The 13,894-nt window shown below is 34.9% G+C and carries 14 protein-coding genes and 1 riboswitch; of the genes, 1 reads left to right on the top strand and 13 read right to left on the bottom strand.

The annotated features are described in order from the left end of the window. Nucleotide 1: 1 nt before the first annotated feature. Together C7958_RS12120 and C7958_RS12115 are read right to left on the bottom strand one after the other, a co-directional pair. Nucleotides 2–655, bottom strand: coding sequence for a potassium channel family protein (locus tag C7958_RS12120; protein WP_111572940.1), 654 nt, complete (start codon nt 653–655; stop codon nt 2–4). Between the two features lie 21 nt (nt 656–676). Beyond that, nucleotides 677–1,999 carry a TrkH family potassium uptake protein gene (locus C7958_RS12115; protein ID WP_111572983.1) on the bottom strand — a complete coding sequence of 441 codons (1,323 nt, stop codon included), beginning with the start codon at nt 1,997–1,999 and terminating at the stop codon, nt 677–679. 130 nt (nt 2,000–2,129) lie between these two features. Continuing rightward, nucleotides 2,130–2,253: riboswitch (cyclic di-AMP (ydaO/yuaA leader) on the bottom strand. A gap of 244 nt (nt 2,254–2,497) precedes the next feature. Between C7958_RS12115 and C7958_RS12110 the strand changes: the two genes are divergently transcribed. Further along, nucleotides 2,498–2,935: a Dps family protein gene (locus C7958_RS12110; protein WP_111572939.1), complete on the top strand. Its 438-nt coding sequence runs from the start codon at nt 2,498–2,500 to the stop codon at nt 2,933–2,935. Between the two features lie 104 nt (nt 2,936–3,039). Here the strand turns inward: C7958_RS12110 and C7958_RS12105 are convergent, their stop codons facing one another. The 11 genes from C7958_RS12105 to C7958_RS12060 form a co-directional block, all read right to left on the bottom strand. Then, complete coding sequence (locus C7958_RS12105) at nt 3,040–3,315, bottom strand: metal-sensitive transcriptional regulator (RefSeq protein WP_111572938.1); 276 nt, start codon at nt 3,313–3,315, stop codon at nt 3,040–3,042. A 76-nt stretch (nt 3,316–3,391) separates the two neighbouring features. Next, nucleotides 3,392–5,878 carry a heavy metal translocating P-type ATPase gene (locus C7958_RS12100; RefSeq protein WP_111572937.1) on the bottom strand — a complete coding sequence of 829 codons (2,487 nt, stop codon included), beginning with the start codon at nt 5,876–5,878 and terminating at the stop codon, nt 3,392–3,394. A 74-nt stretch (nt 5,879–5,952) separates the two neighbouring features. Further along, nucleotides 5,953–6,084, bottom strand: a complete 132-nt coding sequence (locus tag C7958_RS15970) for an LDCC motif putative metal-binding protein (RefSeq protein WP_258394143.1) — start codon at nt 6,082–6,084, stop codon at nt 5,953–5,955. Nucleotides 6,085–6,191: 107 nt separating this feature from the next. Then, complete coding sequence (locus C7958_RS12095; protein WP_111572936.1) at nt 6,192–6,632, bottom strand: SoxR reducing system RseC family protein; 441 nt, start codon at nt 6,630–6,632, stop codon at nt 6,192–6,194. A 71-nt stretch (nt 6,633–6,703) separates the two neighbouring features. Then, nucleotides 6,704–6,913: a heavy-metal-associated domain-containing protein gene (locus C7958_RS12090; protein WP_111572935.1), complete on the bottom strand. Its 210-nt coding sequence runs from the start codon at nt 6,911–6,913 to the stop codon at nt 6,704–6,706. An 83-nt stretch (nt 6,914–6,996) separates the two neighbouring features. Next, nucleotides 6,997–7,629: a class I SAM-dependent methyltransferase gene (locus tag C7958_RS12085; RefSeq protein WP_111572934.1), complete on the bottom strand. Its 633-nt coding sequence runs from the start codon at nt 7,627–7,629 to the stop codon at nt 6,997–6,999. A 133-nt stretch (nt 7,630–7,762) separates the two neighbouring features. Beyond that, nucleotides 7,763–8,431: a Crp/Fnr family transcriptional regulator gene (locus C7958_RS12080; RefSeq protein ID WP_111572933.1), complete on the bottom strand. Its 669-nt coding sequence runs from the start codon at nt 8,429–8,431 to the stop codon at nt 7,763–7,765. Nucleotides 8,432–8,533: 102 nt separating this feature from the next. Then, on the bottom strand, nt 8,534–8,749 hold the full coding sequence (locus C7958_RS12075; protein WP_111572932.1) for a heavy-metal-associated domain-containing protein: 216 nt from the start codon (nt 8,747–8,749) through the stop codon (nt 8,534–8,536). A 70-nt stretch (nt 8,750–8,819) separates the two neighbouring features. After that, nucleotides 8,820–10,661: a heavy metal translocating P-type ATPase gene (locus C7958_RS12070; protein WP_111572931.1), complete on the bottom strand. Its 1,842-nt coding sequence runs from the start codon at nt 10,659–10,661 to the stop codon at nt 8,820–8,822. A 214-nt stretch (nt 10,662–10,875) separates the two neighbouring features. Further along, nucleotides 10,876–12,810 (bottom strand): copper-translocating P-type ATPase, encoded by a 1,935-nt coding sequence (locus C7958_RS12065; RefSeq protein WP_111572930.1) that lies wholly within the window; start codon nt 12,808–12,810, stop codon nt 10,876–10,878. 84 nt (nt 12,811–12,894) lie between these two features. After that, nucleotides 12,895–13,344, bottom strand: a complete 450-nt coding sequence (locus tag C7958_RS12060; RefSeq protein ID WP_111572929.1) for a hypothetical protein — start codon at nt 13,342–13,344, stop codon at nt 12,895–12,897. Nucleotides 13,345–13,894: the final 550 nt, after the last annotated feature.

The following is a 13,894-nucleotide window of genomic DNA, read 5'->3' as shown; positions in this document are numbered from 1 at the left end:
TTTAGTTACCAAAATCTCTCATTTTATCTAAGTTTTCATTTTTACCCATTAAAACCAGCTTATCGCCTTCCATAATTTTATCATCTGCTCCGGGAGAAATATATAGCTGTTCTCCCCTTTTAATTGCCATTACATTAACATCAAAATTAGCTCTCAATTCAAGTTCTTTTAAAGTTTTACCAGTCATTTTCTCGCTGGCTAAAATTTCAATTACACCATATTCCGGGGCAAACTCAATATAATCTAAAACATTGGAAGAAATTAGATTTTGAGCAATTCTGGCTCCCATGTCCCGTTCTGGATAAACAACTCTATCTGCCCCCACTTTAGTTAAGACCTTACCATGTAAAGTATCAGGAGCTTTTACAATCACATATGGTAAATTTAATTCTTTTAAGATTAAAGTACATAAGATATTTGCCGAAACATTATCCCCAATGCTGACTACTGCTACATCAAAGTTTCTGACTCCCAGAGTTTTCAATGCTTCCTCATCAGTAGCATCAGCCTCTACAGCATGAGTTACATCTCCACTAATCGCCTGCACTTTTTCTGGATCACGATCAATAGCTAAAACATCATGTCCATTTTCTGCCAGAGTTGTGGCAACACTGGCACCAAACCTTCCCAAACCTACAACAACAAACTGTTTCATCTAATCTTCCCCCTATCGAAATTAACCAACCATTACTTTCTCAGTTGGATAGTGATATTTACCTTTTCTTACTCTTTCTCCAAATGCCAGGGCTAAAGTCAATGGTCCAACTCTGCCGGCAAACATAGTTACTGTGATCAAGACTCTACTGATATCAGATAATTGACCGGTAATCCCGGTTGAAAGTCCAACAGTACCAAATGCTGACACTGTCTCAAATAAAACATCTATAAACTGGAATTCTTCGATTACTAAAAGCAATGTCGTCACTAAAACAACCAGTCCAACAGCCAGCATCGTAATAGTAAAAGCCTCATAAACAATTTTCTTTTCAAATCTACGATTATATATTTCCATATCTTCTTTACCTATAATCATATTTTTTAGAGTAACTAACATGACTCCAAAAGTCGTTGTCTTGATTCCTCCACCTGTGGACCCCGGAGAAGCACCAATAAACATTAAGATAATAATTATAAATAAAGAGGATTGTTTTAAAGCTCCAGTAGCAACTGTATTAAATCCAGCAGTTCTTGGAGTAACTGATAAAAACATCGCCCCCAGAGTTTTATCAAGTAAGGGCAGGTCTGCCAGTGTATTATTATATTCTAGAGCAAAAAAGACAATAAAACCAAATACCAGCAGAGCTAAAGTCATTATAATTACAATTTTGGTCTGCAGAGTTGACTTTTTAAATTTAACCCGATTATAAGCTTCTACCATGACTCCAAAACCTATACCTCCCAGAATAATTAAAGCCATAATAACAAAATTAATGGTTACATCACCAGTAAAACTTTCTAAACTATTACCAAAAAGATCAAAACCGGCATTATTAAAAGCAGAGACCGAATGAAAAATTGCTAAATAGACTGCTCTACCAGCAGGATAATCCTGAACCAGTCTTGCAAATAAAATTACAGCTGCAGTTCCTTCTATAGCAAAAGTAAATCCTAATAAATACTGAACCAGCCTTACCATCCCCGAAATTTGATACTGACTTAAATCTTCCTGGATGATTAATCTTTCTTTAAGACTAATTTTTTTACCAATAATAAAAGCAAATAGGGTTGACATAGACATAATACCCAGTCCACCAATTTGAATCAAAAGCATAATCACTGTTGAACCAAAAATTGTAAAAGCTTCTTTGGTATTAACTACAATTAAACCTGTAACACAGGTAGCAGAAGTAGCAGTAAAAACTGCATCAACTGCATTCAACCCCTGACCATCAGTTGTGGCAACAGGCAGCATTAAAAGCAGTGCACCCAGCATAATTATTATAAAATAACCGCTAACTAAATATTGAGCTGGAGTTAAATTTTTCTTACTTATCTTCATTTCTGACTCTCCCATTCCAATTTCTTCAATTACATACATCTTTAAATTATTAATAAAAAGTCTAATAAATGCAAAAAACACTACAGATAGACTGTAGTGTCAATAGTTAAAATAAAGCCATGACAGGCAGTCTGTCCCTTAATAAGGTCTACGGAGTTAGCTGTCGGGCTAGAAGTAAAGGTCTTCTTCTAAAATAGATTCGCCCCAAAAAAGTGGGTCCCCCGCTCTCGAATGAGATTAGACAACAGATATATATTTTCTTTTTTTTATTAAATCACAGTTTTTATGATTTGTCAATTATTGATCACTAAAAATTATTATATTTATTATTATACTCTTAGAATTTTAAAATATCAAATTTATAAGTAGTGTAATGTATCTCATTTTACAATTTTAACAATTCCTTGACATATTAAATTTATTAAGTTATTATATAAATAGTTAATAAGAATGATTACTAATAAGAATAAATAAAATTCACAACAGGAGGAATTCAAAATGAAAAATTACGAAAAAATGAACACTTATTTAGCGAACTTAGCGGTATTAAACACAAAACTACACAACTTACACTGGAATGTAGAGGGTAAGCAGTTTATGCAGGTTCATAACTTTACTGAAGATCTTTACAATGATTTCTTTGAAAAGTATGATGAAGTAGCTGAAATTATGAAAATGAAAGGTGAATTCCCTTTAGTAAAGTTGAATGAATATCAGGGAGCTGCTACTATTGAAGAATTAGATTCTAAAAAGTACAGTGTAGATGAAGTATTAAATGAAGTATTTGCTGATCTAAAAGAAATGAAAAAATTAGCAACAGAAATTAGAAATGATGCTGATGATGCTGGTGACTTCGAAGTTGTTGGGGCCTTCGAAGATCATGTAGCTGGTTACAGTCAAAATATCTGGTTCTTAAAAGCCATTTTAGCTAAATAAAAAATAATTTTAAATGTAAAAACCAGGGTGTAAAAACCCTGGTTTTTTTATGCTATTAGGATTTAAGTTTGTTTAATAATCATCTTAATGACAATAATTAAAATTTAATCAGTAAATTTTGCCAGTACCTCCATCAATTCATTAATGACATCATCGCCTTCTTCATCTTTAACAGCTCTCTGAACACAGCCGTGGACATGTTTATCCAAAATTTTAAGGCCAACTTTTTTAAGGCCTCCCTGAACCGCATTAATTTGATGCAGGATATCGACACAGTATTTATCTTCTTCAACCATCCGCTGCAGACCACGTACCTGTCCTTCTATTCTTCTTAAACGAGTTGTTAACTCTTTTTTATCTAAATCACATAAGGAATTCATCAAACCCCCCCATTCTTCTTTTCCCTAGATTATATTTTGCAATTATAATTCATAATTTATATTTTATTTATAGTTCTTATTTGTAATCTGCCTGTACATTTTCGCGCCGCAAGAGATTAGCATTTGTGACAACACTAATTGAACTTGTAGCCATTGCCATCTCAGCAATTACTGGATGCAGGAGACCTAAAATTGCAACCGGAATAGCGATTAAGTTGTAGAAAAAAGCCCAGAATAAATTCTGTTTAATTTTTCTAAATGTTGCCCGGGAAAGTTTAACTGCTGTAATTACAGAAGACAAATCTCCACGAACTAGAGTAATATCTGATGACTCAATTGCAATATCTGTCCCTGTACCAATTGCTATTCCAACATTTGCCTGAGTTAAAGCTGGTGCATCATTGATTCCATCACCAACCATAGCAATCACACCAAATTCAGACTGCAGTTCTTTTACCTTATCTACTTTCCCATCCGGCATTACTTCGGCAACTACATGATCAATTCCAACCTCTTTTGCTATTGCTTCTGCTGTACGCTGATTATCACCAGTGATCATTGCAGTTTCTAAGCCTAATTTTTTAAGTTCAGCAATTGCCTGAACTGAATCTTCTTTTAAAGCATCTGCTACAGCGACTATTCCCAGCATTTTACCATCAGCTGCAGCCAGCATTGCGGTTTTCGCTTCATTTTCTAGTCTCTGCAGTTCATCTTCAAAATCAGAAGTATCTATTTCAGCTGATTCCATTAATTTTCTACTTCCAACAAGTACCTCTTTACCTTCAACTTCTGCTTTAACTCCTTTACCGGTTACAGAGTTGAAGTTTTTAATTTCTTTTATTTCAATTTCTCTGTCCTTGGCTCCTCGAACTATTGCCTCTCCCAGTGGATGTTCAGAACCTGCTTCTACACTTGCAGCCAGCTGCAGTAATTCCTGTTCACTGCTGTCGGGTGCTGCAGTTATATCTGTTACCTCAGGTTTTCCCTTGGTAATGGTTCCAGTTTTATCAAAAACAATTGTGTGTACATCCTTCATTGTCTGAATTGCCTCACCTTTACGGATTAGAACTCCATTTTCAGCTCCAATTCCACTTCCAACCATCAGAGCAGTTGGAGTTGCCAGTCCCAAAGCACAGGGGCACGCGATTACTAAAACGGCAATTGTTGCGAAAATAGCCAGAGTAAATGTTCCCAGTGTTGGGTCAACCCAGGGCAGAAAAGATTGGGCCCAGAAGCCCACTTCTCTTAATCCATCAGGAAAGATTAACCATAATACAAAAGTCGAGGCCGCTATAACCAAAACAGTGGGGACAAATATTCCTGTTATTTTATCAGCAAATTCCTGAATCGGAACTTTAGTTCCCTGAGCTTCCTCTACCATTTTTACTACCTGAGAAAGGAAAGTATCCTTACCAACTTTGGTGGCCTTTACCTTAATCAAGCCATTCTGATTAACTGTAGCACCAATTACCTCATCTCCCTCAGTTCTCTTAACAGGCATTGACTCTCCAGTTGCCATAGACTCATCAACTGTGGTCTCGCCTTCTACAATTTCTCCATCAGTTGGTATTTTCTCTCCTGGCTTAATCAGCATGATATCTTCAGGCTGTACATCTTCGATTGCAACTTCTTTTTCATTTCCATTCTCAATAATTGTGGCAGTTTTAGCGCCCAGTTCCAGTAGTTTACGAATTGCCTGAGAAGCCCTACCTTTTGCAGTTTCTTCTATATAACGTCCGGTTAAATGAAAAGCCATAATCATTGCTGAAACTCCTGCATAATTGGCAATCGGAGTAAAGAAAACTGCTGGCCCAGTAATAAATGCTGCACCAGTACCCATTGCTATCAGTACATCCATATTTGCACTGCCGTGGCTTACTGCTCTATAGGCAGTAATAAAAGTTTTGCGTCCAAAGACAAAAAGTGGTGGGATTGCTAAGACAATCATTCCCAGATTAAAGATCTGCATATTGGGCCAGGCTATCCCAAAGAACATCTCCGGAATCATCCAGAGCATAATTGGAATTGTAAAGGCCCAGGTACCCCACATCTTCTTCTTTGCTTCTTTAACTTTTTTCATATCATCACTGAGTTCATCCTCAGCACTCTCACTACTTTTATCTGTTTCTTCATCTTCAAAACTGAGCAGCTCATAACCAGCATTCTTAACAATTTCTCGAAAATCATTTTTGCTCAAGACTTCTGGATTATATTCTACATGACCTTTTTCAGTTGCAATATTAACATTGGCCTCATAAACACCTTCACTTTTACTTAAAGCCTTCTCTACCGCTGATGAACAGCTGGCACAGGTCATTCCACCTACCTTAAAAGAAGTCTTTGCCTTTTCTTCTTTAACACCATAGCCGCTGTTTTTAACAACTTCAATTAATTTATCTCTGCTGCTTTGCTGCGGATCAAAAGTAATATATGCTTTTTCAGCCGCAAAATTTACCTGTGCCTCACTTACTCCTTCAGCTTTGTTTAAAGATTTTTCTACTGTCTGAGAACAGCTGGCACAGCTCATATCTGTTATTTTTAAAGTTATTTTCTTACTTGCCATTATTCTGCACCTCCATTAAATTTATAAAAATTTATTATTTAAAACATTATTAAATTCATTTAATAATACCAGACTTACTTCCCATTTTCATTTTTTGTTTTTCCATCTCCACAGCAGTCCGGAACATCATCTCCATACTGCTTTTCATTGGCCGAAGCCAGTTTATCAACAAATTTATCCCACCAGCTTTTTTTGTCTTTAGACATCTTATTATCCTCCTCAGAGTATATACTAGTGATTCTATGGGTAGAATTTATTCTTTACTTAGACTTCTAAAAGCAATCTCGTGGGCTCTTTATATATAGTTAATTATTTAGCTTCTATTAATTATTCGTCTGATTTTAGGCTGAAAAGAAGATATTTCTTTCAGACGAGAGTTAAATAATTTATTTATCAAAAATGAAAGAATTAAAAAAGCAAAAGTACCAGCAATACCTGCCAGTTCTGCTGCTTGTGTATTCAACAAAGATGCTATCCAGACTCCAAAAAAATATCCAGCAATCATTAAAAATATTGGAATTACATAGACAACCACAGTAGCAAATAAAAGATTACCTTTTTCCATTTCTACTAAAACCTGATCTCCTGTCTTAACACCAATCTCATCTTCAACTTCCAGCACAATTTCTTCCTGATCATGGCTGTCTCCAGCAAGACTGCAGCTTTTATCACATTTACTGCAGGCAGAATGTCTGATTATTTTTACTTCTGCCTTATTCTTTTTTCTTTTAACTACAGTAGCTAATTCTTCCATTGGAGTTTACCTCCTATTTGCTTAAAAAAATGTACCCCTACCATGTATATTTAGATTAAAATTTTTTAAATTTATACAGTTCTTATATAGTTATAGCCAGCTTCTTCAACAGCGGCCTTTAACTTGTCTTCTGTTACCTCTTTTTCCATTTCTACTACAGCCTGACCCTGATCAGAATCAGCTTCTGCAGAAACAACACCATCAATTTTTTCTAATTCCTCTTTAGTATGCATTTCACAGTGTCCACAGGACATACCTTCTATAATAATTGTTTTTTTCATTTTATTAACATCTCCTTTATACATTATACATGTAAGGGGTATAAATAATAATAACATCACTTAGTGTTTCTGTCAAGATTAAATTACTTCTTAAGCTCAATTTCTTTAACAATATCAGACATCAAATCATTAACCTCAACCAGTTCAAGTCCAGCTTTTTCTATATTCTGCATTGTTTTGCGATTAATATTCGCTCCCCAGGTGTAGAGACTAACCCAGTTAAACAAATCCATCATCTTACCAACAAATTCATTCTGGCTGCGCATATGCTCCAGCATTATTATCCTGCCATCTTGTTTAAGTACTCTTTTTAATTCTTTTAGACCTTTAACCGGATCAGGTACCGAGCAGAATACACAGCTGTTGATAATCAGATCAAAATAATTATCTTCAAAATCCAGATCCTGAATATCCATTTCCAACAAATTAACTTCTTTATTATATTTTTGTGCCTTTTTCTCTGCCTCTTTAAGCATTTTAGGACTAAAATCTATGGCAAAAATTTCAAGATCATCCGGATAATATTCAATATTTTTACCGCTTCCGACTCCAGCTTCCAGAAGCTTCATTCCAGCTTTGTCAATTTTATTTTGAACTTTCTGCCAGAGATTCTGACGCCAGCCCCCCATTTTTCCTTTTTCCATAAGCAGTTCTAATGAATCATAGATTGGAGCAATTCGATTATATCGCTTTTTAATTGTGTCATTTTTACTCATAATTAAAACCCCTTGATTTGATTCTATATACCCCTATACGGTATCTTTAAACATAGTATAACACTCAGGATTAATAAAGTCAAAAAAATACTGCCCCAAATCTAGAGCAGTATCTTATCAACAACCTATTATTTTAATTATTTTTAATTAAAATCTTTTTCTGTCCCTGCATTGAAATAATTTCTTCCTGCTGCAGCTCTGATAATTTGCGGCTTAGTGTTTCCTGAGTTGTTCCGATCAAATTTGCCAGACCATCCCGGCTCAGCGGTAAATTTATTAAAATACCATTCTCTTTTTTTATGCCACTTTCCTTAGCCAGCTCCAATAATAAACGCATTGTTTTTTCTTTTGCATCCTCCAGAGCCAGAGACTGCAGTTTATTTTCTGTTTTATTTAAACGGCTGGTAATTGCTGATAGAAGTTTATAGGAAAGTTCTGATGATGACTTAATTAATTTCTCCAGTGCATTTTTTGGAAGCAGACAGATACTGCAGTCCCCTACAGCTTCTGCACTGCTGTTCAACTGCTCTTCTTTAAATAATACCAGTTCACCAAAGAAATTACCTTCTTTTAATAATCTTAAGATATACTGATTTCCCTCTTCATTACTTCTATATAATTTGACCAGTCCCGATTCAATAATATAGATATTTTTTCCTATCTCTCCTTCCAGATAGATTAATTCACCATTTTTGAATTCTCTCTGTTTGACCAGACTATTCAATTTATTTATTTTTTCATTATCCAGATCAGAAAAAATTGGTACTTTTCTCACACAAGCATCATGATTACAGGAGTCCATATTATCCACCCTTAGTTATAAAATTTGGGGGCATCTGTTTTCTCCAGCTAATATGATTTTGAGTAATCAGACTTAAAGAGAAAAGCAAATGCCCTTTATTATTTATTTAGTCTTTTCCACTTGATATCCTGTTTTTGCCACTGCTTTTTTTAGCCCATCCGGATTAATTTTGGCCGGATCATACTTTACATTAGCCTTACTGGTTGTATAATGAACATCAGCCTCAGTTACTCCCTCTGTTTTACTCAAAACCTTTTCTACCTTATTTGCACAATCAGGACAGCTCAGCTCTTCTAAATAAAGTTTAATTTTTTTCATTTGTTTCTACCTCCAGATTATATTATTTAAATTCTTCTAAAAAATATTCTATAAACCAAAATTATCTTTTTTAAGCTATATCATATCTCAATAGACGCATAGCATTAAAGATTACTATTAAAACACTTAACTCATGAACCAGCATTCCAGAAGCCAGAAATACTTTCTGACCTAAAACGCCTGCCAGCAGAGCGAAAACAATCAGAACAGCAAAAACTACATTTTGTTTTATATTTCTATTAGCTGCTTTGCTAAGTCCAATTGCATATGGTAATTTATTTAAGTTATCTGCCATCAAAGTAATATCTGCTGTATCAATTGCAGCATCTGTACCGGCTGCTCCCATTGCGATCCCAATATCTGCTGTTACCAGAGAAGGAGTGTCATTTATTCCATCTCCTACCATAGCAACTTTATAGCCTTCTTCTTGATATTCTTCCACTGCCTTTACCTTATCTTCTGGCAGCAATTCTGCTTTATAACCATCAAGTTTTAGCTCACTGGCAACCGATTCTGCAATCTTCTTATTATCTCCGGTTAACATTACTACTTTTTTGATGCCTACCTGCTTTAATTTTTCTACAATCTGATAGGCATTTTCTCTTGGCCTATCCGCAATTGAAATCAGCGCTATAATCTGTTTGTTTTCTGCCACTATTACAACTGTTTTGCCCTGCTCTTCCAGAATGTTTTTTTGTTCTTCAATTTCTGGCTTAATTTCAATTCCCTGCTCATTAAATAACCTGCTGTTTCCAATCATAATTTCTTTACCATCAATTTGAGCAGTTATTCCTTTTCCGGTCTGAGATTCAAAATTAATTGGAGAATTGAATTCAGTTTCCAGCATCTTCTCTGCTTTCTTTTTGATGGCCCGGGCCAGATGATGTTCAGAATTAAATTCGGCAGCGGCCGCCAGCCTTAAAACTTCAGCTTTATCTTTATTATAAGTTATTATCTGATCAACTTCTGCTTCTCCTTTACTTAAAGTTCCAGTTTTATCAAAGGCAACCATATCGATTTCACCTGATTTTTCTAAATATTCACCTCCCTTGATCAAAATTCCATTTTTGGCACCATTACCAATTCCGGCTACAATAGATATTGGAGTTGAAATAACCAACGCTCCCGGACAGCCAATAACCAGTAGGGTTAAAGAAAGTCTGACACTGCCGCTGATAAAATAAGAAATAAGGGCAAGCAGAATAATTCCCGGAGTATAATATTTTGAAAAACGCTCCATCAGTTTTTGAGTTGGAGCTTTTTCTTCCTGAGCTTCTTCTACCAGCTCTATTATTTTACCAAAAGTAGTATCATCTCCAACCCTTTCTGTTTTAATTTCCAGATAGCCATTTTTATTTATAGTACCGCTGAAGACTTCATCTCCGGTTTCTTTGCTAACCGGTATTGATTCTCCGGTAATAGCTGCCTGATTAACCTCACTTTTTCCTTTAATTACAGTACCATCAACCGGAATTTTTTCTCCCGGCCTGACGATTACTACCTCCTCGATCTCTACTTCTTCTGCAGCTATCTCTTTTTCTTCTCCATCTCTGATAACTGCAGCCAGATTGGGAGCCAGATCCATCAGATCCCTTATTGCATCTCTGGCTTTGCCTACTGTTCTGCTTTCTAAATAGGAGCCAAAGGCAAACAAAAATGTCACAGCGGCAGCCTCCCAGTATTCTCCAATAATAACTGCCCCTACAGCAGCTATTGTTACCAGCAAATTAATACTGATTACTTTCATCTTTAAAGTGTTATAGGCGCTGATAGCTACCTGATATCCTGCAACAATAGCAGCTGCTACCATTGCTGTATTGAAAATTAGTGGATCAAAATTCAATAAATTACTTAACCACCCTATTGCAATTAAAATTCCTGATATCATTACTATTTTTAATTTCTTTTTCATCTTAAACAACCTCCCTGATTACTTTGTATCACCAGTATAACTATTTTTCGGGAAGGCAGCTATGATATAAATCATTTTTTACAAAAAAAGACCTCAGCCAGCTTCAAAAAATTTAATTCTGAAGTTAGCTGAGGTTATAATCAATAAATATTTAATTTTTCATTAACTGCGTCTGAAAACAACTAATGAAATTATTATTATATTTAAATCAAATTTAAAACTTTAACATTTTGGCATTGATTGCTACAATCACTGTACTCATTGACATCAGTACTGCACCCACTGCAGGCGAAATCATAATTCCAAAACCTGCCAGCACACCAGCAGCCAGTGGAATCGCAAAGGCATTATAACCTGTAGCCCAGAATAAATTCTGAATCATCTTTTTAAATGTCAGGCTGCCAAATTCAATCAGCTTTAAAACATCAAGTGGATCACTTTCAACCAGAATAATATCTGCCGTTTCTGCAGCTACATCTGTACCAGAACCGATTGCAATCCCGATATCTGCTTTTGCCAGGGCTGGAGCATCATTAACACCATCACCGGTCATCGCCACAAAAGCACCTTGAGCCTGAAGTTCTTCTACTTTTTTCTGTTTCTCGTCAGGTAATATTTCAGCAAAATAATCAGTTAAACCAAGCTCATTACTTACATATTCAGCAGTTTTCTGATTATCTCCTGTCAGCATCTTAACTTTAATCCCTCTATCCTTAAGTTTCTGTACAGCCTGATAAGAACTTTCTCTAATCTGATCAGCAAGTCTAATCATTCCGATTAAATTTCCCGCTTCCAGAATAAAGACTTCAGTAAAGGGACCTTCTTTTAAAGCAGACTGTGGTACTTCGATATTATTTTCTTCCAGAAAACCTGGAGAAACTGCTTTAAAATCAGTACCATTTATCTTTCCAATTACTCCTTTACCTTTAATTATCTCAAAATCATCAACTTTCAGCAGCTCAACTTCGTCAGTTTCAGCCCTTTTTACTATTCCATTTGCAATTGGATGTTCTGATTCCTGTTCCAGGGAAGCTGCTTTCTGTAAAATATCTTCTTTATTATACTCATATGCAAAACTTTCTACTGCTTCGACTCCAAATTCTCCTTCAGTTAAGGTTCCAGTTTTATCAAATAAAACAGTATCTATTTTGCGTGAATTTTCAAAAGCAGTCCGGTTGCGGATCAGCAGTCCATTTTTAGCAGATAGGGTGGTAGAAACTGCTACTACCAGTGGAATCGCAAGTCCTAATGCATGGGGACAGGTGATAACCATCACTGTTGCCATCCGTTCTATGGCAAAGGCCAAATCTCCTGTTATATAAAACCAGCTGCCAAAAGTTAGGGTACCAGCTGTAATTGCAATAATAGTTAGCCACAATGCTGCTCTATCAGCAAAATTTTGAGTTTTAGATTTAGCAGCCTGAGATTCTTTAACCATTTCTATAACCTGAGACAGATAACTCTCATCCCCCGCTTTTTCTATTCTAATTTTAATTGAACTATCACCATTAACTGAACCACCTATTACTTCTTCCTCTTCTCCTCTTTCTACAGGTTCTGATTCTCCTGTTAACATGGACTCATCTATATAGGAGCTGCCTTCGTAAATTATACCATCCGCAGGAATTTTTTCTCCTGGTTTAACTAAAACCTGATCTCCTTTTTCCAATTCTTTAATTTTAATTTCTTTAACTTCTCCATCAACAATTTTATGAGCCTGATCTGGCATTAATTTGGCCAGTTCTTCTAAAGCCTGAGAGGCACCCATAACAGACCGCATCTCAATCCAGTGTCCCAGGAGCATAATGACAATTAGTGTTGCCAGCTCCCAGAAGAAAAATCTACCTTCCAGACCAAAGACAACTGCTGAACTGTAAAAATAGGCAACAGAAATTGCCAGAGCAATTAAGGTCATCATTCCTGGCTGTTTATCACTCAGTTCATCTTTTAAACCTGTTAAAAATGGCCAGCCTCCATAAAAGAAAATAACTGTAGAAAGCAAAAACAAAAGATATTGACTGCCTACAAACTCAAAACTGTAGCCAAAAAAGCTCTGAATCATTGGTGAAAGCAATAAAATTGGAACTGTAATCACTAAAGAAATTTTAAACCGCTTTTTAAAATCCTCTAACATTTTCTGATGATCCATTTTTAATACCTCCCATTTTAATCTTCATTATATAAAATCTAATTGTTTTTTAAATTATATATATTTAAGATATTTGTACGCTCCCTATTTATCATATCTAAATTTATAAATCTTTTCTGTTATATAAAAAATAAGTGGAATTAAAATAATAAGAAATAAAACTGGAACTAAACCAATAGATGTACCTTTTACTAGAGGCATTGATTCACTATATCCCCAGCGCCCGGTATAAAGTGCATGGGCTTCAAAATAAAACGCCAGCAGCGTGGAATAAAGAAGATGAATCACAATATCCTTGCGTTCCCACTTATCTAAAAACCAGTCACTTCTTCTATTTACAAAAGCCAACAGTAAAAGTAATCCCAGTGCAATAAATACATCACCCATAATAGCAGAAAACATTAGAAGCTGATGTTCAATAAAAGCCTGTCCTTCCATAGAATAAAATATTCCACAAATAATATATTCACCTGCTGCAAAAATAATTAAAGCAGTAAGTGTAAAAATAGCAATTAACCTTAATGTTTTTTTCAAAATCATCCCCCCAAGAAATTTACTCCCCTGTTGCATTATTAGTTTTATTTAATATACCCCATATACCCCACCTGTGTATTTAAACATAGTATAGCACTCAGAATTATAGTAGTCAAATTAATGATAACAGATAAATTAATAACTTTTATTAATTCTTCTGGCTGTAGTAAATCAACTTTATTAAATTTATTATCCTTCAAATTTTAACTGTCACTCATTATACAAGTTTACAGCAGCTATGCAAAATCCTAATTAAAATGAAAGTCCTATATAACATAAAGTTATCCAGCATAAGATATTATTATTTTAGTATCATCAATAAATAGTATATAATTATTGTAGAAACTTGTGAATTATATTATAAACAACTTTTGTCTCAATTTGACATTAATATCTTTAATTTTTTTTATTATGTTTTGCGAATTTTAGAACAAAGTTATTTAATATTCAAAAATTAGGTGTTTGCAAAATAGGCAAAGAAAATAGTAAAAAACTGTAAATAAGTAGATTGGATTCAATTTTAAGAATTTAAAAATTGAATGAGAAAATG

The sequence above is a fragment of the Halanaerobium saccharolyticum genome (genome assembly GCF_003259895.1).
GTDB classification, from domain to species: Bacteria; Bacillota; Halanaerobiia; order Halanaerobiales; family Halanaerobiaceae; genus Halanaerobium; species Halanaerobium saccharolyticum_A.
This window is presented reverse-complemented; position numbering and strand designations above follow the sequence as displayed.

Bases quoted from the DNA above. Each gene is read 5' to 3' on its own strand.
- C7958_RS12120 (WP_111572940.1), bottom strand. From the start codon at position 655: ATGAAACAGTTTGTTGTTGTAGGTTTGGGAAGGTTTGGTGCCAGTGTT.
- C7958_RS12115 (WP_111572983.1), bottom strand. From the start codon at position 1,999: ATGAAGATAAGTAAGAAAAATTTAACTCCAGCTCAATATTTAGTTAGC.
- C7958_RS12110 (WP_111572939.1), top strand. From the start codon at position 2,498: ATGAAAAATTACGAAAAAATGAACACTTATTTAGCGAACTTAGCGGTA.
- C7958_RS12105 (WP_111572938.1), bottom strand. From the start codon at position 3,315: ATGAATTCCTTATGTGATTTAGATAAAAAAGAGTTAACAACTCGTTTA.
- C7958_RS12100 (WP_111572937.1), bottom strand. From the start codon at position 5,878: ATGGCAAGTAAGAAAATAACTTTAAAAATAACAGATATGAGCTGTGCC.
- C7958_RS15970 (WP_258394143.1), bottom strand. From the start codon at position 6,084: ATGTCTAAAGACAAAAAAAGCTGGTGGGATAAATTTGTTGATAAACTG.
- C7958_RS12095 (WP_111572936.1), bottom strand. From the start codon at position 6,632: ATGGAAGAATTAGCTACTGTAGTTAAAAGAAAAAAGAATAAGGCAGAA.
- C7958_RS12090 (WP_111572935.1), bottom strand. From the start codon at position 6,913: ATGAAAAAAACAATTATTATAGAAGGTATGTCCTGTGGACACTGTGAA.
- C7958_RS12085 (WP_111572934.1), bottom strand. From the start codon at position 7,629: ATGAGTAAAAATGACACAATTAAAAAGCGATATAATCGAATTGCTCCA.
- C7958_RS12080 (WP_111572933.1), bottom strand. From the start codon at position 8,431: ATGGACTCCTGTAATCATGATGCTTGTGTGAGAAAAGTACCAATTTTT.
- C7958_RS12075 (WP_111572932.1), bottom strand. From the start codon at position 8,749: ATGAAAAAAATTAAACTTTATTTAGAAGAGCTGAGCTGTCCTGATTGT.
- C7958_RS12070 (WP_111572931.1), bottom strand. From the start codon at position 10,661: ATGAAAAAGAAATTAAAAATAGTAATGATATCAGGAATTTTAATTGCA.
- C7958_RS12065 (WP_111572930.1), bottom strand. From the start codon at position 12,810: ATGGATCATCAGAAAATGTTAGAGGATTTTAAAAAGCGGTTTAAAATT.